Origin of the sequence: Bradyrhizobium sp. Ai1a-2, assembly GCF_000426245.1 — a bacterium.
GTDB lineage: Bacteria > Pseudomonadota > Alphaproteobacteria > Rhizobiales > Xanthobacteraceae > Bradyrhizobium.
Window position 1 is genome coordinate 83,574 of the sequence record NZ_AUEZ01000010.1, and the last position, 24,406, is coordinate 107,979.

Annotated in this window: 19 protein-coding genes; 14 read left to right on the forward strand and 5 right to left on the reverse strand. The window is 63.5% G+C overall.

Annotated features, from left to right (window positions below):
* Positions 1-110: 110 nt before the first annotated feature.
* On the forward strand, positions 111-2,162 hold the full coding sequence (locus K288_RS0109870) for an ATP-binding protein (RefSeq protein WP_027579401.1): 2,052 nt from the start codon (positions 111-113) through the stop codon (positions 2,160-2,162).
* A gap of 154 nt (positions 2,163-2,316) precedes the next feature.
* On the opposite strand, the gene K288_RS0109875 is transcribed toward K288_RS0109870, so the two are convergent.
* On the reverse strand, positions 2,317-3,879 hold the full coding sequence (locus K288_RS0109875) for an AMP-binding protein (RefSeq protein ID WP_027579402.1): 1,563 nt from the start codon (positions 3,877-3,879) through the stop codon (positions 2,317-2,319).
* 114 nt (positions 3,880-3,993) lie between these two features.
* On the opposite strand from K288_RS0109875, the gene K288_RS0109880 reads away from it, so the two are divergent.
* From K288_RS0109880 to K288_RS0109895, 4 genes are all read left to right on the forward strand, one after another.
* Positions 3,994-4,971 carry a nitronate monooxygenase gene (locus tag K288_RS0109880; RefSeq protein WP_027579403.1) on the forward strand — a complete coding sequence of 326 codons (978 nt, stop codon included), beginning with the start codon at positions 3,994-3,996 and terminating at the stop codon, positions 4,969-4,971.
* A 130-nt stretch (positions 4,972-5,101) separates the two neighbouring features.
* A complete protein-coding gene (locus tag K288_RS0109885; protein WP_027579404.1) occupies positions 5,102-5,347 on the forward strand; it encodes a hypothetical protein in 246 nt (81 codons plus the stop codon).
* A 119-nt stretch (positions 5,348-5,466) separates the two neighbouring features.
* Positions 5,467-6,192, forward strand: coding sequence for a hypothetical protein (locus K288_RS0109890; protein ID WP_027579405.1), 726 nt, complete (start codon positions 5,467-5,469; stop codon positions 6,190-6,192).
* A 145-nt stretch (positions 6,193-6,337) separates the two neighbouring features.
* Positions 6,338-6,991 (forward strand): hypothetical protein, encoded by a 654-nt coding sequence (locus K288_RS0109895; protein ID WP_027579406.1) that lies wholly within the window; start codon positions 6,338-6,340, stop codon positions 6,989-6,991.
* A gap of 79 nt (positions 6,992-7,070) precedes the next feature.
* Here K288_RS0109895 and K288_RS54665 read toward each other — a convergent pair whose 3' ends face one another.
* Positions 7,071-7,373 carry a hypothetical protein gene (locus K288_RS54665; RefSeq protein ID WP_084799533.1) on the reverse strand — a complete coding sequence of 101 codons (303 nt, stop codon included), beginning with the start codon at positions 7,371-7,373 and terminating at the stop codon, positions 7,071-7,073.
* 112 nt (positions 7,374-7,485) lie between these two features.
* Complete coding sequence (locus K288_RS54050) at positions 7,486-7,662, reverse strand: hypothetical protein (RefSeq protein ID WP_201449654.1); 177 nt, start codon at positions 7,660-7,662, stop codon at positions 7,486-7,488.
* Between the two features lie 362 nt (positions 7,663-8,024).
* Between K288_RS54050 and K288_RS0109910 the strand changes: the two genes are divergently transcribed.
* The 4 genes from K288_RS0109910 (at position 8,025) to ugpC (ending at position 12,358) form a co-directional block, all read left to right on the forward strand.
* Positions 8,025-9,359 carry an extracellular solute-binding protein gene (locus K288_RS0109910; protein ID WP_027579408.1) on the forward strand — a complete coding sequence of 445 codons (1,335 nt, stop codon included), beginning with the start codon at positions 8,025-8,027 and terminating at the stop codon, positions 9,357-9,359.
* Between the two features lie 93 nt (positions 9,360-9,452).
* Positions 9,453-10,394, forward strand: a complete 942-nt coding sequence (locus K288_RS0109915; protein ID WP_027579409.1) for a sugar ABC transporter permease — start codon at positions 9,453-9,455, stop codon at positions 10,392-10,394.
* Positions 10,394-11,245 (forward strand): carbohydrate ABC transporter permease, encoded by an 852-nt coding sequence (locus tag K288_RS0109920; RefSeq protein WP_027579410.1) that lies wholly within the window; start codon positions 10,394-10,396, stop codon positions 11,243-11,245. The genes K288_RS0109915 and K288_RS0109920 overlap by 1 nt, the downstream gene beginning before the upstream one ends.
* Before the next feature lie 21 nt (positions 11,246-11,266).
* On the forward strand, positions 11,267-12,358 hold the full coding sequence (ugpC, locus tag K288_RS0109925; RefSeq protein ID WP_027579411.1) for a sn-glycerol-3-phosphate ABC transporter ATP-binding protein UgpC: 1,092 nt from the start codon (positions 11,267-11,269) through the stop codon (positions 12,356-12,358).
* A 38-nt stretch (positions 12,359-12,396) separates the two neighbouring features.
* Here the strand turns inward: ugpC and K288_RS45140 are convergent, their stop codons facing one another.
* Positions 12,397-14,085, reverse strand: coding sequence for an alpha/beta-hydrolase family protein (locus K288_RS45140; protein ID WP_043159552.1), 1,689 nt, complete (start codon positions 14,083-14,085; stop codon positions 12,397-12,399).
* Positions 14,086-14,392: 307 nt separating this feature from the next.
* On the opposite strand from K288_RS45140, the gene K288_RS0109940 reads away from it, so the two are divergent.
* Together K288_RS0109940 and ggt are read left to right on the forward strand one after the other, a co-directional pair.
* Entirely contained in the window at positions 14,393-16,546 is a 2,154-nt protein-coding gene (locus K288_RS0109940) for an ATP-binding protein (RefSeq protein WP_084799534.1), read from the forward strand.
* A gap of 240 nt (positions 16,547-16,786) precedes the next feature.
* Entirely contained in the window at positions 16,787-18,448 is a 1,662-nt protein-coding gene (gene ggt, locus K288_RS0109945) for a gamma-glutamyltransferase (RefSeq protein ID WP_249762034.1), read from the forward strand.
* A 180-nt stretch (positions 18,449-18,628) separates the two neighbouring features.
* Here ggt and K288_RS0109950 read toward each other — a convergent pair whose 3' ends face one another.
* Entirely contained in the window at positions 18,629-20,770 is a 2,142-nt protein-coding gene (locus K288_RS0109950; protein WP_043159553.1) for a phospholipase C, phosphocholine-specific, read from the reverse strand.
* Positions 20,771-21,348: 578 nt separating this feature from the next.
* Here K288_RS0109950 and K288_RS0109960 point away from each other — a divergent pair.
* From K288_RS0109960 to K288_RS0109975, 3 genes are all read left to right on the forward strand, one after another.
* A complete protein-coding gene (locus tag K288_RS0109960) occupies positions 21,349-21,921 on the forward strand; it encodes an OsmC family protein (RefSeq protein WP_027579415.1) in 573 nt (190 codons plus the stop codon).
* Between the two features lie 208 nt (positions 21,922-22,129).
* The gene (locus tag K288_RS0109970) at positions 22,130-23,533 is read left to right on the forward strand and encodes an FAD-binding oxidoreductase (protein WP_043159568.1); all 1,404 of its coding nucleotides are present in this window, start codon (positions 22,130-22,132) and stop codon (positions 23,531-23,533) included.
* 139 nt (positions 23,534-23,672) lie between these two features.
* On the forward strand, positions 23,673-24,209 hold the full coding sequence (locus K288_RS0109975) for an OsmC family protein (protein WP_027579418.1): 537 nt from the start codon (positions 23,673-23,675) through the stop codon (positions 24,207-24,209).
* The last annotated feature ends 197 nt before the right edge of the window (positions 24,210-24,406 follow it).

Below are 24,406 nucleotides of genomic sequence, written 5' to 3' on the forward strand. Positions count from 1 at the left end.
ATGACGTGTGTTGATTTAGCCGCCGGCGGACTGACGCTTGCCAGGCAAGTGTCAGCCGTCGGCGCTTGCTATCGTATTGCAGCCAAGCTTTTTCCCAACCGGAGTGTGCTGTGAGGCCGGGTCCTTCCTCCGAGCGTGCGGTGGTCCTTGCTTCGACCGAGCGTGAAGCGGTCGAGACTGCCAGCCTGGTCCGAGACGCCGGCTACTATGCCAACATCTGCAATGACCTCGCCGCGCTGAGGCGCGAGATCGCAAATGGCGCGGGCCTCGCCGTGATCGCCGACGACGCGATCAAGGGTGCGGATTTGACCGGCCTGACGCGATGGCTCAACGATCAGCCGGCATGGTCGGATTTCCCGATCGTGCTTCTGACCCAGGGCGGCAGCCCCGAACGCGATCCCGGCGCGGTGCGGCTCGGCAAGATCCTGGGCAACGTGACCTTCATCGAGCGCCCGTTTCATCCCACCACGCTTGCGAGCATCGTCGGCTCGGCGGTGCGTGGCCGGCGCCGCCAGTACCAGACGCGCGCCATCCTCGAAGACCTCACCGAAAGCGAGAGCCTGCTGCAGACCGCGCTCAATGCCGGCCAGCTCGGCGCGCTTGAATTGCATTTGCCGGAATTCGAGCTCGAGGCCTCGGACATCTGCAAGACCTATTTCGGGCGCCGTGCGAGCGAGCCGTTCACCTACCAGCAACTCCTCGACGCCGTACATCCCGACGACCGCGAGCGGCGACTTGCCGTGTTGGAGCAAAGCATCCGCACCAGCAAGCACTACGCGATCGAATACCGGGTGATCTGGCCGGACGGCTCCCAGCATTGGCTCGACGTGCGCGCCCGCGCCGTGCGGCGCCCAGATGGCAGCCTCAAATCGCTGGTCGGCGTCTGCTCCGACATCACCCTGCGCAAGACCGCCGAGATCGAGCGCGAAAACCTGCTGGCGCAGCTGGCAGCCGAGCGCACCGCGCTTTCGGAACTGACCGCGACGCTGGAGCAGCGCGTCGAGCAGCGCACCGACGACCTCCTGAAAGAAGTCGCCGCGCGCGAAAAGGCGCAGGAGCAGCTGCGCCATGCGCAGAAGATGGAGACCATCGGCCAGCTCACCGGCGGCATCGCCCATGACTTCAACAATCTCCTGATGGCGGTGATGGGCAATCTCGAACTCCTGCGCAAGCGCCTGCCGAGCGACCAGCGCCTGCATCGTCTCATCGACGGTGCAATGCAGGGTGCCGAGCGCGGCGCGTCGCTGACGCAACGGCTGCTCGCCTTCGCCCGCCAGCAGGATCTGCGCGTGGAGCCGGTCGATCTGCGCGCGCTGATCCAGGGCATGAGTAATCTGCTCGAGCGCTCGCTGGGGCCGCGGATCGCATTGCACCTTGACTTGCCGGAAGGTCTGCCGCCGGCAAGGATCGACGCCAACCAGCTCGAGCTCGCGATCCTCAATCTCGCGATCAACGCGCGCGATGCGATGCCCGATGGCGGCGCAATCGACGTCAAGGTGTCGGAATATCAGGCCGCGAAGGATCCGGCGCTCCTGCCGGGCAGCTATCTCAACCTGTCGGTGATCGACACGGGCACCGGCATGTCGCCGGAGATCCTGAAGCGCGCGATCGAGCCGTTCTTCTCCTCAAAGCCGCTCGGCAAGGGCACCGGGCTCGGATTGTCGATGGTGCATGGGCTCGCCGTGCAGCTCGGCGGCACGCTGCAGCTCTCGAGCATCGAAGGTCACGGCACCACTGCAACGCTGATGCTGCCGGTTGCGACGGCGCTGGCGGAAGCAGCCAGCCCGGCGCCGCCGGCACGAAAGCTCAAGCGCGCCGCGGTGATACTGTTCGTCGACGACGATCCCTTGATCGCGATGTCGACCACGGAGATGCTGGAGGATCTCGGCCACCGCGTGATCGGCGCCACGTCAGGCCTGCACGCGCTCGACATCCTCCGCAGCGACGAGCCGCTCGACCTGATGATGACCGATCACGTCATGCCCGGGATGACCGGGCTCGAACTCGCCGCCGCCACCCGAAAAGTGCGTCCGTCGCTGCCGATCCTGCTCGCCACCGGCTATGCCGAACTGCCCGACGGCGTGCAGGTCGACCTGCCGCGACTGGCGAAGCCCTATCACCAGGACCAGCTGCGCGATCGGCTTGATCAATTGCTGCGGTGAATATCGGGGCTTCTCTCCCCGTCATTGTGAGCGCAGCGAAGCAATCCATGCCTCCACTTGCGGAGAGATGGATTGCTTCGTCGCTTCGCTCCTCGCAATGACGGCGGATAGCGATGCGCCGCGCGCCGATCAACAATGCCGGGGCGCGAACGCATCACCCCACCATCCGGTCGCGGCCGGACCAGAAGCCTGCCTTCAGCACCTTCTTGTCGACCTTGCCGACGCCGGTCATCGGCAATTCCTTCACGAAGCGGATCTGCTTCGGCGCGTGCGCCGAGCCTTTCTTCGCTTTCACCAGGTTGATCAGCTCGTCCGCATCCGGCCGCGCGCCGGCGCGGGCGACGATGACGGCGGTGACCGCTTCGCCCCATTTGTCGTCGGGCACGCCGACGACCGCGACCATCGCCACGTCCGCATGCTGCGACAGCACATCCTCGACCTCGCGCGGGAAGATGTTGAAGCCTCCTGAGACGATCATGTCCTTCTTGCGGTCGAGGATGTACATGTAGCCGCGCTCGTCGGCCCGGGCGATGTCGCCGGTATGCAGCCAGCCGTTCTTGAGCGTCTCCGCGGTGATGTCCGGCCGCTTCCAATATTTCGCCATCACCTGCGGCGCGCGCACGCAAATCTCGCCGGGCTCGCCGGTTCCGACCTCCTCGTCATTGTCGTTCAGGATCCTCACGTCGCAGACCGCGATAGGGAAGCCGCACGACAGGAACAGCTCGGGCGTCTTCGGATCGTGGTCGGCCTTGCGCAGCACCGAGACCGGGTAGCATTCAGTCTGGCCGTACAGCTGCGAGAAGACCGCCCCGATCCGCTCGATGCCTTCGACCAGCCGGCTCGGCGACATCGCCGAAGCGCCATAAAGCAACAGTTCGAGCGAGGAGAGATCGGTCTTGTCCAGCAAGGGATGATCGAGCAGCACATAGATCATGGTCGGCACAAGCAGCGTGAAGTTGATCTTCTCCCGTTCGATGGTCTTGAGCACGGCCTCGGGATCGAAACCCTTGAGCATGTGTACGGTGCCGCCGCGCATCAGCGTCGGCAGCACCTTCGTCCCGGCGACGTGGCTGATCGGCGCCACCGTGAGATAGCGCGGCGTGTCGGGGATTTCGAAAGCGGCGAGGATCGCGCCGGCGAGGCCACCATTTTCGTGGTGATGGCGCAGCGCGCCCTTGGATTTGCCGGTGGTGCCGCCGGTGTAGTTCAGCGTCGCGATGTCGTCCGGCCGGGCGAGGCGCCGCGCCGTGGCGTGCCCCGCCTGCTCGATCGCCTGCAACAGGTCGATGCCGTAATCGGCGGGGCCGAGCGTGAACACGGTTTTGATGCCTGCGGCCTTCGCTGCGAGATCGCCGCCGCGGTCGCGGAAGGTCGCGGCATCGATGATCAGCATCTCGGCGCCCGAATCCTCGATCTGGAACAGCTGATCGTCCAGCGATCCCAGCGGATGCAGCGAGGTGATGGCAAGTCGTGCGAGCTGCGCGGCGACGCCGGCGCACCAGGTGTCGGCACGGTTTGCGGTCAGCAGTGCGACACGCGTGCCGGGCGCGAAGCCGAGTCGCATGAACACGTTCTGCATTCGCCCGATCAGGTCGGTGGCGCCCTGGTAGGTGATCGAGCCGCCCGGCCAGCTGAAGGCGGTGCGCGACGGATAGCGCGCCAGCGCCTGCAGCGTCTGCGCGCACGCCGGTGGAAACGCATGGAGCGGATCGCTCATCTGAAGAATGTCTCCCTGTCGATTTTGTGTCTGGCATCTCTTCGTGCCAATGTTGACGGTGACGCTAGCACAACAACGAAGCGGCTCAAGCCGGGAGAGGAAAGAAACGCTTTGCTGTCGAACAACTTTCGCTCGCGCTTTCGCGAACGTCTGTCGCTGCCGCTGATCGCGGCGCCGATGTTTCTGGTCTCCGGAGTCGAGCTGGTGACAGCCGCCTGCCGCAATGGCGTGATCGGCTCGTTCCCCACGGTGAATTGCCGCGAGACGGAACAGCTCGATCAGTGGCTGAGTGAGATCGAGACTCGCTTGCAGCGCCATTCCGAGGCGAGCGGCAAGGCAGCTGCGCCGATCTGTCCGAACCTGATCGTGCACCGCTCCAACGCGCGGCTGCAGCAGGATCTGGATGTGTTGTTGCGTCACAAGCCGGAGATGGTCATCACCTCGGTCGGCTCGCCGGCGCCTGTACTGGCGCCGCTGCACGGCGCCGGCGCACTGGTGTTCGCCGACGTCGCCTCGATCCGCCACGCCGAGCGCGCGGTCGAAGCCGGCGCCGACGGTTTGGTGCTGCTCACCGCGGGCGCGGGCGGGCAGACCGGCTGGCTCAATCCGTTCGTGTTCGTGCGCGCGGTCCGCGCCTTCTTCGATGGTCCGATCGTACTCGCCGGCGGCATCTGCGACGGCCATGCGCTCCGCGCCGCCGAAGCGCTCGGCTGCGATCTCGCTTACATGGGCACCAAATTCATCGCCACGCGCGAGAGCATGGCGGATATCAGCTACAAGCAGATGCTGGTCGCAACCGGCGCCGACGACATCCTGCTTACCACCGCCTTCACCGGCTTGCAGACCAACATGCTGCGCCCGTCGATCGAAGCGGCCGGCCTTGATCCCGATAACCTGCCGCAGCGCGGGGCCATCGACATCGGCAAGGATATCGACATCGGTGCCCGCGAAAGCCGCCCCAAGCGCTGGCGTGACGTCTGGAGCGCCGGCCATTCGGTCTCCGGCGTGACGGATGTCCTGGCGGTGGACGAACTGGTGGCGCGGACGGTCGAGGAATATCGTTCAGCGGCGCAGCATATCGCGCTCTCCTAGCTGTTACCTGTCCTGCCGTCCCCCATGTTCCCCATTTAACCCGGCATTAACCACGTTCGTCCCAACAATAGCCCGCGCAGGACAGCCCGCCGCCTCGGCCGCGCTGGCGCAGGATTTGAGGGGATGCGACGTGCTGCTTGAGGCTTTTCTCACCAAAACCCCCGCCACCCGCGATGAGCTCCGGGCTCGCGTCCGCCGCGCGCTGCAGCGCCATCCGCTCTGTCGCAACGTCGAATTCGACATCGTCAGCATGCCCCGCACCCGCCGGACCAACTGGACCATCAGCCTGCATTCGGTATCGGGGTCTGCGCTGTTCGAGGCCCATGACATCGTCGCCGACATCCAGGAAGCCTATGAGCTGGCCGCCGCGGCCTGACCTTCGCTTGTTTGGATACGATTTTTTCGCCTTTTCCGCGCCTTAGCGGTTTAGAGGGCATGCTAACGCCGCAATTGTCGTTCAGTTTCAAGGGAAGTCGGGCCGGGATGGAGACGTCGTTGACCAGGGCCATTACCATCATCGCGCTGACCTGCTTCCTTCTGGTTGGCGTCGCCGCCACCAGCATTTTGAGCCGTGACAGTGTGCCGATGCCGCGCAATGTTGCGGAGGAGACAGCGCCCGCTCATCCCGTCTCCAACAAGGAGAGCAAGAAGGACCGCCTTGCGGTGGTGGCCTACGCGCTCCCCGCCTATGAGCCGCAGCCGCAGACCCCGGCGCAGGCTCAGCTTCAGGCCCAGGCCCAGGCCGCCATTCCGGAGCTCACGGCCTCGCTGCGCCAGGCCTATGCCTCGACCGACCCGGCCGATGTCGGCCTGCCGAAATTGACTGAGCCGCCAGCGAACCAGCCGGCAACCGCCCAGCCGGCCACGCCGGCGCCCGCCAAGCCGAAGGCTGTTGCCAAGCCCGCGCTGCAGAAGAACTACGCGCTGCTCAGCGACGCGCAGATCGCCGGCATCAAGGACCGGCTGAAGCTGACCTCGTCGCAGGAATATTATTGGCCTGCGGTTGAGACCGCGCTCCGCGCCGTCGCCCGCAAGATCCACCAGAAGCGCCAGACCGACCCGAACGCGACCGGCGTACCGATCGATCCGGACTCCGAAGAAGTGCAGCAATTGAAATCGGCGGCAATGCCGCTCCTGTTCCAGTTGCGCGAAGACCAGAAGAACGAAGTCCGCTCGCTCGCCCGCATCATCGGCTTGGAAAAAGTTGCCGCGATGATCTGAGCGGCGCGCCACTTGCGCCCTCGCACTTTTTAATCTCCTCGATCAGCGGCGTTGCGCTTCGCCGCGCCAGCTTTCCCCTCGAGCGTTCCACAGGAACATCGCTTCCGCTCGCACGTTGCCTGCGGCGGACGAGAGGGAGCCTGTCATGCGCACAACGACCGCTTTTTTTGCGGGTGTGGGAACTGTGGTCATCGCGATCGCGGCAGGTCTGGGCGGCGGCATGGTGATTGCCGACATCATGAGCCCACATCAGCCAAGGCCCGGCGCAGAGCGGCTGACAAAGCTCGATCAGCGCAACACGGGGCCTGTCGCCACATCGAATGCCCCGGCTGAGCCGGTATCTTATCTCGCCGCGACCCAGGCCGCCGCGACCACCCCGGTGACCGTTAATCCGGCGCCGCAAACGACGCCGCAGCAAGCGGAGCCGGCGTCGCAAACCAACACCGCTCAAGCCGCCGCAGCGCCGAGCGAGCCCGAGCGCTCTGCCGCTCAACCAGCGGTCAACGCACAGCCGCCGGCGCAAGCCACGGCGCGCGCTTCGACCATTTCTTCCGGTGACGTGCAGACAAAACCGCGCGACGCCGAATCCAAGCGCGACGCCCGCCGCGCCGAGGAGCGGCGCAAAGCGGAGCGCCGTCAGCAATGGACCGAGCGTCGCCGCATCCGCGAGCCGCGCGAGGACGAATTGCGCGACGTCGAGCGTAGCGTGAGGGAAGACACCGAACGGTCACGTATCCTCGAGGCCGAGCCGGTAAGCGTCGGGACGCCAAGGATCAGGTTGTTCAGCGACGAGGATTAGTGCGTTTTCGAGCGAAGTGGTCGGTTCTGATTCAATCAGAACCGAAGCTCTGGTCTGGCAGTCGAGCGGCGATCTGCGATCAATGCAGCAGGTCGAACGCCGCCACGCGATTGATGTCGGCCAGGCGGCGATCGGCATTGCCCTGAAGATCGAGGCTTCCAACCAGGTCAAGCAGACGCTGATAGGCATGGTCCGCGACATCAACGGGCAGAGGCTCTTCATCAAAGGCCTCGATATAGCCGCCGACGAGATCGCTCAGCAGCCGGCACAAAGCCTGCTGCCCGGGCTCGTTCCTTACTAGCGCGTCAAGTTGTTGCTGGAAGTTTCGGAAGGTTCGCAAGCCATGGTGCTGCTGCGAGAGCCATCCATGCAAGTCGTTCATATGAGCCTCTTCAAGCTACCGAAGAAGCTACCGGCTTATACACGCGGCCGGCCTCTCGCGCCACCGCAATTTTTTTGCGCTGCAGCTCTTGAAGGAGATGGAACGGGCAACATCAACTTTCGTTGCGCCAGCCTCCCAACAGGAAAACCTTGCGCGGTCTGCGATTTGCTCCCGCCTGCGCCTGCACGTCGGGAAGATCGACGCTGCTTCGCTTCATCAGGACCTTGGCGATGATCCCGATGATCAAGAAGGGCGCCACATAGATCACGAACACTTCAAGTGCGCGCATGGGACCGCTCCATCGTGGACCCCCCCATCATAGCACAGGGCATTCTTCATGTCGGTAAGGAAGGTGCGCTACGCCGCGCCTGGGCGGAAGCGACGCATGGATTGCCAGAACGGTGCGGTGCAAAAGGTTACCCGGCAGAGCCGACGCTGTCCCGGTCTGGAGCCGGTTCGGGCGGGCTTCCGCCTCGCCACGCCGTTATCGAAATTGGACAGGCGTGCTAGTATCGACAGTTGTTCAAGCCCAAGTCTTAAGCCTAAGTCTCGAGCTCAGGTCTCGAGCTCAAGTCTCAAGCCCGAGTCTTTGGGTGACGTCTGCATGCAAAGAGGAGAATTCAACCTACGACATAACAGGGAGGACAGGTCATGGCTCGCATAAGTCGGCGTGAGCTTTTTAAGCTTTCCGGCGGTGGTGCAGTTGCGGCGAGGACTGGGGGATTAGCGTCAATTCTTGCCCTGAAGCAGGCGCCCGCCTACGCACAGGCAACGACGATTCACTGGCTGCGCTGGAACGATTTCGTTCCTGCCTCGGATGACGTGCTTCGCAAGGTGATCGTTCCCGAATGCGTCAAGGCGCTCGGCATCAAGCTCAACATCGAGATGATCAACGGCAATGACATCCAGGCACGCACCACTTCCGCGATTCAGTCGGGCACCGGTCCGGATGTAATCTGCGCGCTCAACAACTGGGCGCAGCTCTATCCCGAGAGCGTCATCGACGTCAGCGATGTGGCAGAGGAGATCGGCCAGGCGCAGGGCGGCTTCTACGAGGAATCACGCGTCGTCGCCAATGACGGTAAGAAATGGATCGCGGTCCCCTGGTGCGTGCTCGGCGCGCAGTTGGCGTACCGCAAGTCCTGGTTCGCGGAGATCGGGTACGACGCGCCAAAGTTCCCGCAGACCTGGGAGGAATATCGCGAAGCCGGCAAGAAGCTGAAGGCCAAGGGCCGGCCCCTGGGACAGACGGTCGGCCACAGCTTCGGCGATCCGCCGACCTATGCCTATCCGTATCTTTGGTCATGGGGCGGCAAGGAGGTCGAAGCGGGCGGCAGGACGGTGGTGCTGAACTCCAGCGCGACGGTCGATTCCGTCAAGTTCGCCGTCGGCTTCTGGAACGACGCTTATGACGAGGGTGGGCTCGCCTGGGACGACACCAGCAACAACCGGGCCTTCCTCGCCGGCACGATCAGCAGCACATTAAACGGCGCCTCGATCTATATCGAGGCCAAGCGCAAGCCCCAGGTCTATCTGACCGAAACCGGCGCCCCGCTGTGGCAAGACATCCTGCACGCGCCGCTGCCCAAGGGGAACGCCGGCCAGTTCGGCTATCACCTGCCGATGTCGAACATGCTGATGAAGTATGTGAAGGACCAGAAGGCCGGCAAGGAGTTCCTGCGCTGGATCACCTCCAAACCGGTCTATCAGGCATGGTTCGATTCCCAGCAGGGCTACTCCGTCGGAGCGACCACGGTTTGGGAGCAGGACAAGCTCTGGGAGAAGGACCCCGTGATGCTGCCCTTCCGGACGGCGGCGCGGGCCGGACGCTTCCCCGGCTACGCCGGACCGGCCGACCGCCGCGCAGCTGAGGTGCTCAGCAAGTACATCATGGTCGACATGACGGCAAAGGCGATACAGGGCATGCCGCCGCAAGACGCGGTGAAATGGGCGCACGACGAGGTCGCGAGGATTTATGCCGCTTGATGCCTCTTCTTCCGCGCGCTAGGTTTTGATCTCTCGCCCCGGTGCTGCGGCCCGCGGCCGCAGCGCTCCGGCAGCCGTTCGGAGAATCGCTCGATGGTCATCGACTCCGTCGCCGCTGCAAGACCCTATGTGGCCGCGCCGCGGCGCGGGCCGGTTACGCGAGTCCTTGAGAACGAGCGCTGGTTCGCTTTCTTCTTGCTGCTGCCGACCGCGGTGCTGCTCGGCCTCTTCATCGCCTATCCTTTCGTCAAGGGCGTGATGCTGGCGGTGACCGACGCCAAGGTCGGCGTGCCCGGAAACTTCGTCGGACTGCAGAATTTCGCAGTGCTGATGAACGACAGCATCTTCCGCATCGCGGTCTGGAACACGATCCTCTACACGGCGGTGACCACCGTTTTCAAGCTGGCGCTCGGCTTGTGGCTTGCCCTGTTGCTCAATCGCCATTTCAGGGCAAAGGCGCTGACCCGCGCCTTCATCCTGTTGCCCTTCATCATCCCGACCGTGCTCTCGACCTTTGCGTGGAAGTGGATGTTCGATCCGACCTTCAGCGTCATCAACTGGACGCTCTTTCACCTCGGCATCATCCGCACCCGCATCAATTGGCTGGGCGACCCCCAACTTGCGCTGATCTCGGTGATGATCGTCAATGTCTGGCGCGGCGTGCCGTTCTACGCAATCAGCCTGCTCGCTGGATTGCAGACCATCAACCCGGAACTGGCCGAGGCGGCCGCGATCGACGGCGCGCGGCCCTGGCAGCGTTTCCGCTACATCACCTGGCCTTTGCTGCTGCCGGTTACCATGGTCGTCGTGCTGTTCTCGGTAATCCAGACGTTCGCCGATTTCCAGCTCGTCTATATCCTGACCGGCGGCGGACCGGCCAACGCCACGCAGCTCTTCGCCACCTATGCCTATCAGGTCGGCGTCGGCACGGGTCTCTTGAGCGAGGGCGCGGCGATATCGCTCGCGATGTTCCCGGTGCTGCTTATCGTCGTCGTCGTGCAGCTCCTCTATATCCGCCGCGTGGAGACACACTGATGATAGAGGGTGCGCGCTGGCGTCGTTGGGTCTTCTTCAATCTCCCGCTCGTGCTGTTCGTGGTCGGGCTGCTGTTCCCGTTCTATTGGATGATGGTCACGACGGTGCGGCCGGACGCCGAGCTCTATCGTCCGTGGATGGCGCCGAACTACACGCCGTTCTGGACGCTCAATCCGACCCTCGACCATATCCGGTACCTCCTGGACGAAACGCTGTTCAGCAGATGGATGCTGAACACCTTCTTCATCTCGGTGCTGGCCACGGTGATCTCGCTGTTCTGCGGGCTCCTCGCCGGCTACGCGCTTTCCCGGCTCAAATTTCCGTTCGCCGGCAGCCTCGGCACCGGAATCTTCATCACCTATCTCGTGCCGCAGACGCTGCTGTTCATTCCGCTCGCCGATATCATCCGCAACTTCCGCCTCGGCGATACGCCCTGGGCGCTCGTTCTCACATACCCGACCTTCCTCATTCCGTTCTGCACCTGGCTGCTGATGGGTTACTTCAAGGCGATCCCGCGCGAGCTCGAGGAATGCGCCCGGATCGACGGCGCGACGCGCTGGCAGGCGATGGTCTACATCGTCTTCCCGGTCGCCGTGCCGGGTATCCTGTCAGCCGGAATCTTCGCCTTCACGCTGTCGTGGAACGAGTTCATCTATGCCCTCGTCTTCCTGTCCTCGCCGGAGCAGAAGACGGTCGCCGTCGGCATCACCTCGGAGCTTGTCCGCGGCGACGTGTTCTACTGGGGCTCGCTGATGGCCGGCGCCCTTCTCGGTTCGGTGCCGGTGGCGCTAATCTATTCGTTCTTTGTCGAGTACTACGTCGCCGGCATCACCGGCTCCGTCAAAGGGTGACGGTGAGCCAAAGGGTTGGCCATGTCTCGGGTCATCATCCGGAATTTGAACAAGAGGTTTGACGGGGTCCATGCCGTCAAGGACGTGAATCTTGAGATTCACGACAAGGAATTCGTGGTGCTTGTGGGTCCCTCGGGCTGCGGCAAAACGACCACCCTCCGCATGGTGGCCGGGCTCGAAACCATCACCTCAGGCGAGATCCTGATCGGCGACCGCATCGTCAACGAGCTGCCCCCGATGGACCGCGACATCGCCATGGTGTTCCAGAACTACGCCCTTTACCCGCACATGAGCGTCTACGACAACATGGCCTTCGGCCTGAAGATGCGCGGGTTCGATCGCACCGAGATCGCCAGCCGCGTGAAGGCCGCGGCCGAGATTCTTGGCATCGAGGAGCAGTTGCAACGCAAGCCGCGGCAGCTCTCCGGCGGCCAGCGGCAGCGCGTCGCCCTGGGCCGCGCCATCGTTCGACATCCGCAGGTGTTTCTGTTCGACGAGCCGCTATCGAACCTCGACGCCAAGCTGCGCATCCAGATGCGGGTGGAGATCAAGAAGATCCACGATCGCCTCGGCACCACCGCAATCTACGTCACTCATGATCAGGTCGAAGCGATGACGCTTGGCGATCGCGTGGTCGTCATGAAGGATGGTCTCGTTCAGCAGGTGGGCGAGCCGCTCGAGCTCTACAACGAGCCCGCCAACCGCTTCGTCGCAGGCTTCATCGGCTCCCCCGCCATGAACTTCGCGACGGTGGAAATGGCCGACACTGACGGCGCGCTCTGGGCCCGCCATGAGGGCATCCGCCTCAAGCTGCCGGCCGCCATCGCGGACCGGCTCCGGCAGCATGTGGGGGGGAAGGTCACGCTTGGCATCCGGCCGGAGGATCTGCGCGTCGCGTCCGGCAGTGACACGGCGGACCTCAGCTTCGATGCCGTGGTCGAGGTCATCGAGAAGCTCGGCTCCCAGATCCTCCTTGATGTGAGGGTCGGCCCCAACATGATGGTGGCCGCAGTGGAGCCGACCGTGAAAGCGAAAGTCCACGACCGGCTTCGCCTCGCGCTGAATCCCGACCGGCTGTACTTCTTCGACCGCGTGTCGCAAGCCGCAATCTGATGTTGTTGTAGCTCTGGCCCGCTCGGGATGGGGCCGTGTTACTCGGTAGCCGCGGCGAGGTGCGGCTTGGAGAGGTGCTGCTTCAGCCGCGTGATTCCTTCCGGCGCCCAGTCGCGAACGTCAGTCACCTCGATCCACGCGTCGATGTAGTGCGCCGGAGCATAGACGTGGCCGTAGCCGATCGGCGCCTCGGTCGCCATGAACATGTCCAGCATCAATTGGAAAAGAGTTGCAATCGGGTACCAGCGCAATTGCGGCGACACGTCCGGGCCGCGCGGCGGCCGCATCCAGTCCGGCTCGCGATAGAGGCTGCGGTAGTCGAAAAAGGTCGCCGGATCGCTTGCATATTGCAGGTAGACGATCCGCACCGGCCCCCACGGGGCATTCGGGCCTGGGCGCTCGGCGGCCTCTCCGTGCTGGTTCATGAACCGCACGAACGACCCATCGCGAAAGCGGGGAAGCCAGGCGGGCGATCCGGGATTGCGATGGTCGGTGAGCCAGCGCCAGAGCCTGCTCGAATAGGGCGGCCCGCTCCAGAGCGCGCCATTGAAGGGGTCGCCCATCACTTCGATCAGGTCCGTCGCCTGTTCGGAATTCGCAGCGCCAAGACTGATACCGTGGAGATAAAGCCTCGGCCGGCTCTCCTTGGGCAGCGTGATCCAATATCCGTAGATCTCCGTGAAGAGGGCGCGCGCGACATCAGCGCTGTAGCCCGGATCCACGAGCAGGTAGAGCCAACTGGCGAGATAGGAGTACTGCAGAGCGACGCTCGCCACGTCACCGTTGTGCAGATATTCGACGCTGTCGATCGCCGCCGGGTCGACCCAGCCGGTGCCGGTCGGCGTTATCACGACAAGGACGGATCGTTCGAAACCGCCGACGCGCTTCAATTCTTCTAGCGCAAGCTTGGCGCGCCGCTCAAGCGTGTCCGCCGATCGCAATCCGACATAGGCGCGAATGGGCGCGAGCGCTCGCTTGCCCGACAAAGTGCGTATGTCTTCGCTGGTCGGCCCCGAGGAGATGAACTCTCGTCCCTGCCGCCCGAGCTTGTCCCAGGCGAGCAGGGAAGCGCTGCTTCCGGTCTTCAAAGGGTCTGTGGGCGGCCGAGTCTCCGGCTCGATCATTGCGTCGTATTCCCGGAAGGACGACTCCGCGACGTGCAGGAACGTCCGGAAGAGAACTCCATTGATGACCGACCAGAACAGCGCAACCGCTGCGATGACGCCGATGACGTTAGACACCCGCCCTGGCAGGAAGCGATTGACTCTTGTCGCCACAAAGCGAAGCGTCAGTCGAAAGAGCCGCGCGAGCGCGATCAGGACTGCGAAAACCGTCAGCGCAATCAGGCTGACCTCGAGCGGATACACCGTGTCGACTGGCTCGAGTTTCATCAACACACGGATTGAATTCTGCCATTGCGCCGCCTGCCAGAGGGAGCTGATCGCAACGATCGCGCCAGCGGTGGCGGCGGCGAGCTTGACGACGCGCAGAGAGCGGCCGGTGAGTTGCGCGAGCTCCATATAGGCCCAAAGCCAAACGCCAAACACGCCGATGCCGTATCCGGCCGCAAGCGAGCATCCCGAAAGCACGCCCTGCGTCAAATATGTCCGTGGCAACAGTGTCGGCGTCAGCGATGCGGCAAAAAAGAGCGTTCCGACGAGAATGCTGCCGGCAGAGAATGAAGGCCATAGCTTTCTCTTTATGGCTGGGAATCGATTCGTAACCATCGTGCTGCGAGCGAAGTGCGGTCGGGAAAGCGCCGTTGAACGGATTGCAACAGCAGCGCGAGTATGCGGCGTACTGGCACAAGTGTCAGCCCTGTTTGCGAGTGGTCGCTCAATTGTCTTCGTGCCACCTGCTTTCGATACCAGCTTCGATGCCGTGGTCGAGGTCATCGAGAAGCTCGGCTCCCGAATTTCTCTTGGACGTCAGGGTCGGCCCCAGCACGATGGCGGCCGCGGTCGAGCAGACCGTCCGCCGGTGTGGAACCAAGGCCAGCGTCGGGAATTATCGCCCCCAAAGGGCGTTACGGTCATGGAGATACCAGCGATCGGCCGGAACGCCCATGTAGCGCGTCGCGAGGATCCAGTGCTGTCTGAGAAAGCTGCTCGGCAGTCGACCACTTTGGGGTTCCTCGCTGACGGCGGCGAGCTGAGCGCAATGATGCGCTCCCTCGACTGGTCCGACTCGCCGCTCGGTCATCCTGCCCATTGGTCTCAGGCGCTGAAGACGACGGTCGGCATGCTGCTGGCCGCACAGGCTCAGATTGTGCTGTTCTGGGGTCCCGATTTTGTTGCGCTCTACAACGACGCCTACGCACCGGGTATCGGCGACAAGCATCCGCACGCCCTCGGTCGGCCGGCGATCGAGAACTGGGAGGAACTGTGGGACGATCTCGAACCGCTCCTTGCCGGGGTCCGTCAAACCGGGAAAACCTTCGCCGCCAAGGATCGCCCCTTCTACATCGAGCGTCACGGTTACGGCGAGACCAGCTACTGGGATGTATCCTATTCGGCCGTGCCCGACGATGATGGCTCGGTCGGAGGCGTCCTTTGCATCGTCTCCGACACGACCGAACGCGTTCTGGCCGAGACACGGCTGCGCGCAAGCGAAGCACGTTACAGGGAGCTGAATACGAATCTTGAAGAGCGGGTTGCCGAACGCACGGCCGAGCGTCACTTGCTTGCCAGTATTGTGGAAACGACCGACGGGCAGATTCAAGCCCTTGATCTGAACCATCGCTGGCTGGCCATCAACGCGGCCTGTGCGGATGCGTATGAGCGCATCTATGGCAAGCGACCAAAAATCGGAGAGAAGCTGCAGGAGTTTCTTGCCGATCGGCCCGAGCATCTCGTAGCGGCAGTCGCAGTGTGGGAGCGGGCGCTGGGAGGCGAGACTTTCGCGACGATTGAGGAGTTCGGCGACCCCAAATATGACCGGCGCGTCTACGAAATGAAGTTCGAGACCCTTCGCGCCGCGGACGGCACGCGGATCGGCGCGTTCTTGACGGGGCGCGACATCACGGATCGTCTGGAGGAGCAGGCACGGCTCGCACAAGCCGAGGAAGCCTTGCGCCAGGCCCTGAAGATGGAGGCAATGGGCCAGCTCACGGGAGGCGTTGCGCACGACTTCAACAATTTGCTCACGCCGATTGTCGGCCTGCTCGACATGCTTCAGCGAAAAGGCATCGGAGGGGAGCGCGAGCATCGTCTGATCGCCGGAGCAGCACAAGCGGCTGAGCGTGCGAAAACGTTGGTTCAGCGTCTTCTCGCTTTCGCGCGTCGCCAACCGCTTCAGGCGGTCCCGGTAAATATTCGTCACCTCGTTGCCGAGATGGGAGATCTGGTCTCGAGCACGACGGGACCGCAAATCCAGGTGACGGTGGACGCGCCCGAAGCGCTTCCCGCGGCCATGGCCGACCCCAACCAGATCGAGATGGCGGCGATTCTGAACCTCAGCGTGAACGCCCGGGATGCGATGCCCGACGGGGGCGCGCTGTGTATCTCGGCCAAAGCCCAGACCATTGAAGGCGCACACCGGTCAAGATTGAACCCGGGCGCCTATGTCTGCATTTCGGTCGCGGATACCGGGGTCGGGATGGACGAATCGACGCTCGTCCGTGCCATCGAACCGTTCTTCTCGACCAAAGGCGTGGGGCAAGGAACTGGTCTCGGCCTCTCGATGGTCCACGGCCTTGCGTCGCAGCTGGGCGGAGCACTGACAATACAGAGTGCGCCAGGTGTCGGGACCACGGTCGAGTTGTGGTTGCCGGTTAGTCGTGCGGTTGCAGGGCCGATCGATACCGACCCTCAACCAGACCTGCGGCCTGCTGCTGTCGGCACAGCTCTGCTGGTCGATGATGAACCGCTCGTTCGAATGAGCACGGCCGAGATGCTTAGCGAACTCGGATATCGCGTTGTCGAAGCCGGATCGGCCGAGGATGCGCTTCAACGCGTCGAGGAGGGGGTTCGGCCGACGCTGCTTGTAACAGATCACCTCATGCCGGGCATGAGCGGTACGGATCTGGGCCGCACTCTTCGCGCCAATTATCCCGAGCTTCAGGTTCTCATCGTGTCAGGTTACGCCAAGAACGAAGGCATCACGCCGGATCTGGCGCGGCTCACCAAACCTTTTCGAAGCGATGAATTGGCGGCGAGCCTTGCCAACCTGTCCAAGGCCGGACGTTAGCTGACGCCACCCCCATTCAACTCCGGGCGAGGATGTTGGATCGTGACAAACGTAACCGTCTAAGGGTTGCTAAACGTGCGATCACGGCGTCTGCTCATGCAGATGAGCGTGCGCCCGAGGCGGGCTGCGCAGTACCGGAATTATATGACGATTAACATACAATGGATAGCTTTGTTCCTGGCTATGGTGGTGGGCGGGGCGCATGCGGCGACGCCGTTGGCGCTCGAGGCGCGGAATGGGATGGTTGTGAGTTCGCAACACCTCGCGTCTGAGGCAGGCCTGGAGATTCTGAAGGCTGGCGGCAACGCCATCGATGCGGCTGTCGCAGTCGGCTATGCCGAGGCGGTCGTAAACCCGTGTTGCGGCAATTTGGGTGGCGGCGGGTTTATGATGATGCATTTGATCGATGGTCGCGAGCGCTTCATCAATTTTCGCGAAACTGCGCCGGCCGCGGCGACTGAAAAAATGTTTCTCGACGACAGCGGCAATCCGATTCCGGGTGCCAGCCGATTTGGCTACAAGGCGGTTGCTGTCCCGGGCACGGTCAAGGGGCTGGATGCCGCCCTGACCGAATATGGGACGATGTCGCGCGCCGAGGTGATGGCGCCCGCGATCCGGCTTGCCCGCGATGGGTTCGTGCTGACCCGCGGTGACACCGACATCATGGATTATGCGGCAAGTCGGTTTCACAGTGACCCGGTGGTCGCAAGCATCTTTCTGCGGCAAGACGGAAGCAACCTCCAGCCGGGCGACAGGTTGGTGCAGCCAGATCTGGCGGTGACGCTCGAAGCGATCGCCAAGGACGGGCCGGACGCCTTCTACACCGGCCGAATCCCGGCTGCGGTCGAGGCTGCCTCGAAGGCGGGCGGCGGAATCCTGACAGCCGATGATTTTGGTCATTACAAGATCACCGAGACGGAGCCGCTGCACTGTACCTATCGCGGTTACGTCTTCGCCGCGGCGCCGCCACCGAGCTCAGGCGGCACGACGCTGTGCGAGATCCTGAATGTTCTCGAGGGCTACGACATGGCGGCGCTTGGCTTCCACTCGGCTGCCTCGATCCACGTCATGGCCGAGGCCATGCGTTACGCTTATCTCGACCGCAATACGTATTTGGGCGATCCCGATTTCGTTAAAAATCCTGTTGATCGGCTGTTGTCCAAGGACTATGCGGCAGCCATCCGAGCCAAAATTCCGCCCGACAAGGCGACGCCTTCGGAGGCGGTGCGGCCGGGACTCGAGGCGCGTGAACAAGGCGACACCACGCACTACTCGGTGGTCGATCACGCCGGCAATGCTGTTTCCGTCACCTACACACTCAACGGTCTGTTCGGCGCGGCGGTGATGGCGCCGGGCACTGGTTTCGTCCTGAATGACGAGATGGATGACTTCACCATCAAGCGCGGCGTGCCGAACATGTACGGTCTGGTGCAGGACCAGGCGAATCTCATCGCGCCGAACAAGCGCCCGCTGTCATCAATGGCCCCGACGCTGATCACCCGGAACGGCAAGGTCTTTGCTGTGCTCGGCAGCCCGGGCGGCCCGCGGATCATCACCATTACGCTTGAGGCGGCGCTCAATATGATCGATCACGGGATGGAGCCGCGGGAGGCCGTCGATGCGCCCCGGCTCCATCTTCAAGGGCTGCCTGATGAACTCGACTACGAGCCGCGTGCGATCTCACCTGACACCGCAAAGCTGCTGCGCGAGATGGGCTACAAATTGGTCGAACAGACGCCGTGGGGAGCAGCCGAGCTCATCGCGATCGGTCCTCCCGATGGCGGAGTTGCTGGTCCGCACTCGTCCGGCAATGATGCCGCGCAGAGCGGCAGGATGCGGCCCGGCTTTCTCTATGGCGCCCACGACGATCGCCGACCGGCCGGAAGCGCCGCGGGAGAATAGAGCGACGAAGGCGAAACAGAACGCCCGGGAGTTGGCTCCCGGGCGCCTTGCTGTTGTGTTTCGTCGGATCAGACCGGCTAGAGCATTTTCGGTTCTGATGGAATCAGAACCGATGCTCTAGATTCTTGTTTTGACGCGTTTTCTTCACGCGAACCGGTGTCCACTTCGCTCGAAAACGCTCTAACCGCTCGCCACCGGACGGCCCATGGCCGGATCGCTGATGCTGGGGCGGCCGCTCTCGACGTGACCGGCGAGTCGCCACTTGAAGCCCGCGTCGGTATCGACCGTCGCCGTCAGGTCATACCAGCCGTGGGTCTGCTGCAGGCGGACCATCGTTTCAATCCGCTGGCCGCGCTGCAGGCGATGCCGCTCGCTCCGTCCGGTATAGTTGTCGACGACCGTCACGACGCAGCCCGCGCCCTTGTTGGTGAGCGCGATCATGAGACCACGCAGATCGTCGCCGTCGTCACCATTGCAGATGTCGATCGAGTCGATGTCCACGAGCGCGACACTGGCGGAGATGCCGCCGCCATTGTAGCCGCGGAAGAAGCCGTTCGGTCCATAGACCGAAAGGTCATACTGGCCGGCGCTCGCCGCAAGATCCCAGACACCCTGCAGCGACTTGCCCTGCTCGACCGTGTAGCTCCACGGGCCGGTCGTGGTGTTGCCGGACCGCACGTGGAAGCAGACGCCCGCCTGTCCCGGATTGCTGAAGCGGATCGTGAACTTCTTCGCCGCATCGGCGCTGCCGTCGACGCGCAGGTTGTACGGCAGCGGACGGGCCGGGCGCACACCGGGCTCCTGCTGTGGCATGACCGGCCTGGTCGGCGGGACCGGGTGGTAGTTGTCGTAGCGGACGCCGGTCTTGATGTCGCTCGCCGGCGGCGCAACCGTGGGCGGCAACGGCGCCAGGCCTTCGTTCGGCGAACGGAAGTTGAAGGCGGAGGTGAGATCGCCGCAGACCGCGCGCCGCCAGGCCGGGATGTTGGTTTCGAACAGACCGCGCGCGGTGCGATGGAAGCGCTGCTCGATGAACCTGATGACCGAGGTGTGATCGAACACTTCGGAGCAGACGAACCCGCCACGCGACCAGGGCGAGACGACCATCATGGGCACGCGGACGCCGAGCCCGTAGGGACCTGCGACATTGCTGTTGTCGCCGGCAAAGAGATCGCTGGTGACGTCGACGGTCGACTGGCCATACGCCGATGACATCGCCGGATACGGGCCGACCACGTGATCGAAGAAGCCGCCGCCTTCGTCGTAGTTGATGAGCAGGACGGTCTTGCTCCACAGCTCCGGATTGGAGGTGAGGATGTCGAGCACCTTCGAGACGTACCAGGCGCCGGGACCGGGCAGCCAGTTCGGATGCTCGCTGAACGCTTCGGGCGCCGCGATCCAGGAAACCTGGGGCAGCGTGCCGTTCCTGACGTCGTTACGCAGGATGTCGAACAAGTTCTCGAAATTGCCGCCGTTGGCGATGTTGGTGCCGCGCCGCGCCTTCTCATAGAGCGGGCTGCCGGGCTGCGCGTTCTGGTACTGATGGAAATAGAGCAGCGAGTTGTCGCCGTAATTGCCGATCCACGGATTCTCGGTCCAGCCCCAAAAGCCGGCCGCGGTCAGGCCGAGGCCGATATCCTGATAGACTTTCCAGGAGATGCCGGCCTTCTCAAGCAGTTCCGGAAAGGTCGACCAGTCGTAACCGGCTTCGGCATTGGTGATGACCGGGCCGCCGCCCTTGCCGTCGTTGCCGTCCCAACCGGTCCACATGTAATAGCGGTTCGGGTCCGTCGGCCCCATCACCGAGCAGAAATAGGCATCGCAGATCGTGAAGGCGTCGGCCAGCGCGTAGTGCCAGGGAAGATCCTGGCGGTTCATATGGGTCATGGTCGTGGTCCCCTTGTTGGGGATCCACTTGTCGTAATTGCCTTTGTTAAAGGCCTTCTGGCCGTCATTCCAGTTATGGGCGACGTCCTCGACGTAGACGCCGCCGGCGTTGTCGACGCGGAACGGCATCACCGAGCCGGCGCCGTTCGGCTGCTGCCAGACCGGATTGCCGTTAGGCAGCTTGACCGCGCGCGGATCATTGAAGCCGCGCACGCCGCGCATGCTGCCGAAGTAGTGATCGAAAGCGCGATTCTCCTGCATGAGAACAACGATGTGCTTCACATCCTCGATCGTGCCGTGACGATTGAAGGCCGGAATCGCGTGCGCACGCTCGATGCTCCGCGTCAACGCGGCAGTTGCGGCCGAAGCGCCGAGCAGGCGCAGAAACTCGCGACGATTTTGCTGGTTGTTACTTTTATGTTTGCTACCCGACATCTCATTCACTCCCTAGGTGATGGAGCCGTCGAATAGGTGCCGCCCCTGACAATCACGTGACTGAGCGATTAAAGATGGATGACTGTTTTTCGTCGGCGCAGCGTGATGAACGAGGAAGGAAGATTCCGCGAGGCAACGTTCCGACCAAACGGCCAGAATGAATCGCCGCAGTAGCCGACGCAGTCAGCCTGGACTGCAATTGCGGAAGCAATGCCCCTTAACGCGTGGGACGTCGATTGGCACGAAGCCAGTCTTCGCGTCGTGACCGAAAGCATGGAAGTGCATCGCGTAAAGCGCGCCCAGTTCGCGACGGACGTGTTCACGGTGAAACGGAATCATCTGGAAAGGCGGGACAGCATCGATGGCTAGGGGTGCCACAAGCGCGCACCGAGTGGATGGGAAAGACAGCCATCGCACGTTGGTACAGCCGAAATCGGCAATCTTGGTACTGTTCTGTAAACAGTCGCAACGCATCTATTCGCTGGTACCAGCGACCAGAGCGATGCCGATGCATCAGCACCGATCAATGCAGACAACGCGGATCGCAGCCAACCCAACTCCAAGCAAAGGAGCCCCATGTGGGTGCATCAACGAAGACTGCCGACCCCACCGTTGTCAACAGCATCAATGTCGATGATCTGTTTGCGCTGATCGACCACGTCAAGCGCGAACCTGGCAAAGGCAAGACGAACTGGCACGTCATCACGACCTGGCAGGGTCAGACGCGGAGCCGCGCCGAAATCGAGCGTTATGAGCTCGGAGGAGAAAAGGTGCCACGCCGGTTCTCGATCGACATCGACGAGCCCCGCGAACTCGGCGGATCGAACAAGTTCGCCAATCCGCAGGAGCATCTGATCGCGGCGCTCAACGCCTGCATGACGGTCGGATACGTCGCGCAGTGCGCGGTGCGTGGAATCACCCTCGCAAGCCTGTCGATCGAAACCGATGGCGAGATCGATCTTCGCGGCTTCCTCGGGATCGATCCTGCCGTGCCGCCCGGCTACGAGACCCTCAGCTATACCGTCCGTATCAAAGGCAGCGGCACAAAGGAGCAGTTCGCCGAGGTCCACGAGGCGGTGATGGCGACCTCGCCCAACTTCTACAATTTGTCCCGGGCTGTGGCTCTCAAACCTGCCTTGATCGTCGAGTGATTGCATGATGGCGCAACCCCGGACGAAATCTCTGCGGTACAGCAGCTTGCCGCAGTCTCCCTGCACACCTGCACGCTCGGCATTGCGGGCTGGCAAGACCTAATCAACGGCAAACTGGTCGATCCGATGATCTCGAGGACCGCCAAACTGCTCGTGGCGATCAAGGTGTCTTGGCTTCGGACACAGCACTAGCAACAGGATGTATGTCATGACTTTCAGCGATTCGTTTCTGCCGCCAATATTGCTGGAGGATATCGCGCCCCTCGTGGCCGCGGTCGCGGGTTCGGTTCTGCTGCCGGGCGACGCGGGATACGACGACGAATGCGCCGTCTTCAACCTGAATCACGAACTGGCGCCTGCGGTGTTCGTGGTGGCGGAGAGCGCCGCCGATGTCCAGGCCGCCGTTACTTTCGCAGCAAGGCAGCATCGGCCGGTCCTGGTGAAGACGACCGGTCACCAGATAGTCGGCCAGGCGCACGGCGCGGTCGTGATCGCGACCCGGCGGATGAATGACGTGGCCATCGATGCGGTCGGCCGCACGGCCCGGGTCGGCGCCGGAGCGATATGGTCCGAGGTCGTCGAGAAGGCGGCCAAGGCCGGGCTGGCCCCGCTGAACGGGTCGAACCCCACCGTGGGAGTCTCCGGTTACACCCTGGGCGGCGGTCTCAGCCCGACCCTCGGCCGCTCCCACGGCTATGCCGCCGACCATGTGCGCTCGCTCGACCTGGTGACCGCGGACGGAGAACTGCGGCATGTCGACGCCGAGTCCGAACCCGACCTGTTCTGGGCGCTGCGCGGCGGCAAGGGCAACTTCGGAGTGGTCACCGCGCTGGAATTCGACTTGTTCGCGGTGCCTCGCCTTTACGCCGGCGGCATCTACTTCCCCGGTGAGCGGACGGCCGACGTGCTGAGAGCCTGGACCGCCTGGCACCCGAGCACGCCGGAGAGCATGGTCACGTCGATCGCCGTGATGCGGATGCCAGCGATGCCCGAAGTGCCCGAGCCTCTGCGTGGGAAGTTTCTGGTGTCGGTGCGGATCGCCTACAACGGCACGACCGCGGACGGCGAGCGGATGGTGGAGCCGCTGCGGGCGGTAGCTCCTGCAGTCTTGGACACGGTGCGGGACATGCCGTACGCCGAGGTCGCATCGATCCACAACGAGCCGACCGACCCGGTGCCCTACTACGAACGGGGCATCATGCTGCGAGAGTTCCCCGCGCAGGCGCAGGACAAGCTGATCGAACTCGTCGGTCCGGACGCCGACACCACCCTGGTGATCGCCGAGCTGCGTGCCCTGGGCGGGGCGTGGGATCGGGAGCCGGCGGTGCCCAACGCCGTAGCGACCAGGGGCCTGCCGTACAGCCTGCTGGGCGTCGCGGCTGGTCCGCTGTCGCAGGAGCAGCAACTCAAGAGGTCGGTGGCCGAGCTGCTCGACAGCATGAAGCCCTGGCAGGGCGACCGGCGGTGCGTGAACAACCTCGCGCCGGATGAGGCGGCCGACGCCGCGGCGATTTATGGGCCGGAGCGCTACGAGCGCTTGGCGTCCATCAAGAAGACCTATGATCCGGCGAACATGTTCCGGCTCAACCACAACGTGAAGCCGGCCGCCTGATGGGACACTGGCCGACCGCGGCGGGGCCGGACGTGATCAATTCGTCGATTTTGATTGTCGACAACTCCGGTCTCAGCAGCCGCAGGTTTATCCCGCCACCGGGGGCCCGGCAGCCGGCCCGTTTCCGACGAGGAGCACGATGTCCACACTCAATGAGTATCTCGACGAGAAGCGCCAGGCGATCGCCGTCCGCAAGTCGTGTATCGCCGCCGGCGACGGCGTCCCCATGACGCTGACTGCGCGAGTGCGTGCCGAGGGGCGCAGCGGCATCCGCCGTATCCGCATCCGAGACTTCCAGGTGATCAGCGACAGCGAGGCAGATTTCGCCGGCTACGATCTTGGTCCGAGTTCGCCCGAACTGCAGCTCGGCGTGCTCGGCAGCTGCCTGACCCACACCTTCCTGATCCAGGCGGCCACACTCGGCGTGCCGCTCGACTCACTGGAGCTGGAGATCACCGGCGTCTTCGATCCGCGTGCCGGTTCTCCCGGATTCGAACATGTTCCGATCCATCCGCACGAGATTCGCTATGTCGTTTTCATCGTCTCCTCCGCTGCGCCGACCGAGATCCGTGTGCTGCGGGAGGCGGTGGAGCGCAACTGCCCGATCCTGAATTTGCTGCGCCAGCCGCAAGCGATTGCGGGCGAGGTCCGGCTGACCCAGGCCGCGGACGCTTAGTTGGCGCTCCTCGTCTGATCCATCGCCGCCGGCGTCGAGCGCTCCGAAGATGTCGTCCGACCTGTCAAGCGGTCCCGGTGCGAAGCGTCAGACGCCGCTGCGCGTCGCTTGGTGCTGTCATCGAATTGGTGACGTGGACGAGGGCGAATGCCCGGAGGGATGGTCTCGTTCAGCAGGTGGGGCATAAGGCGTTCGAG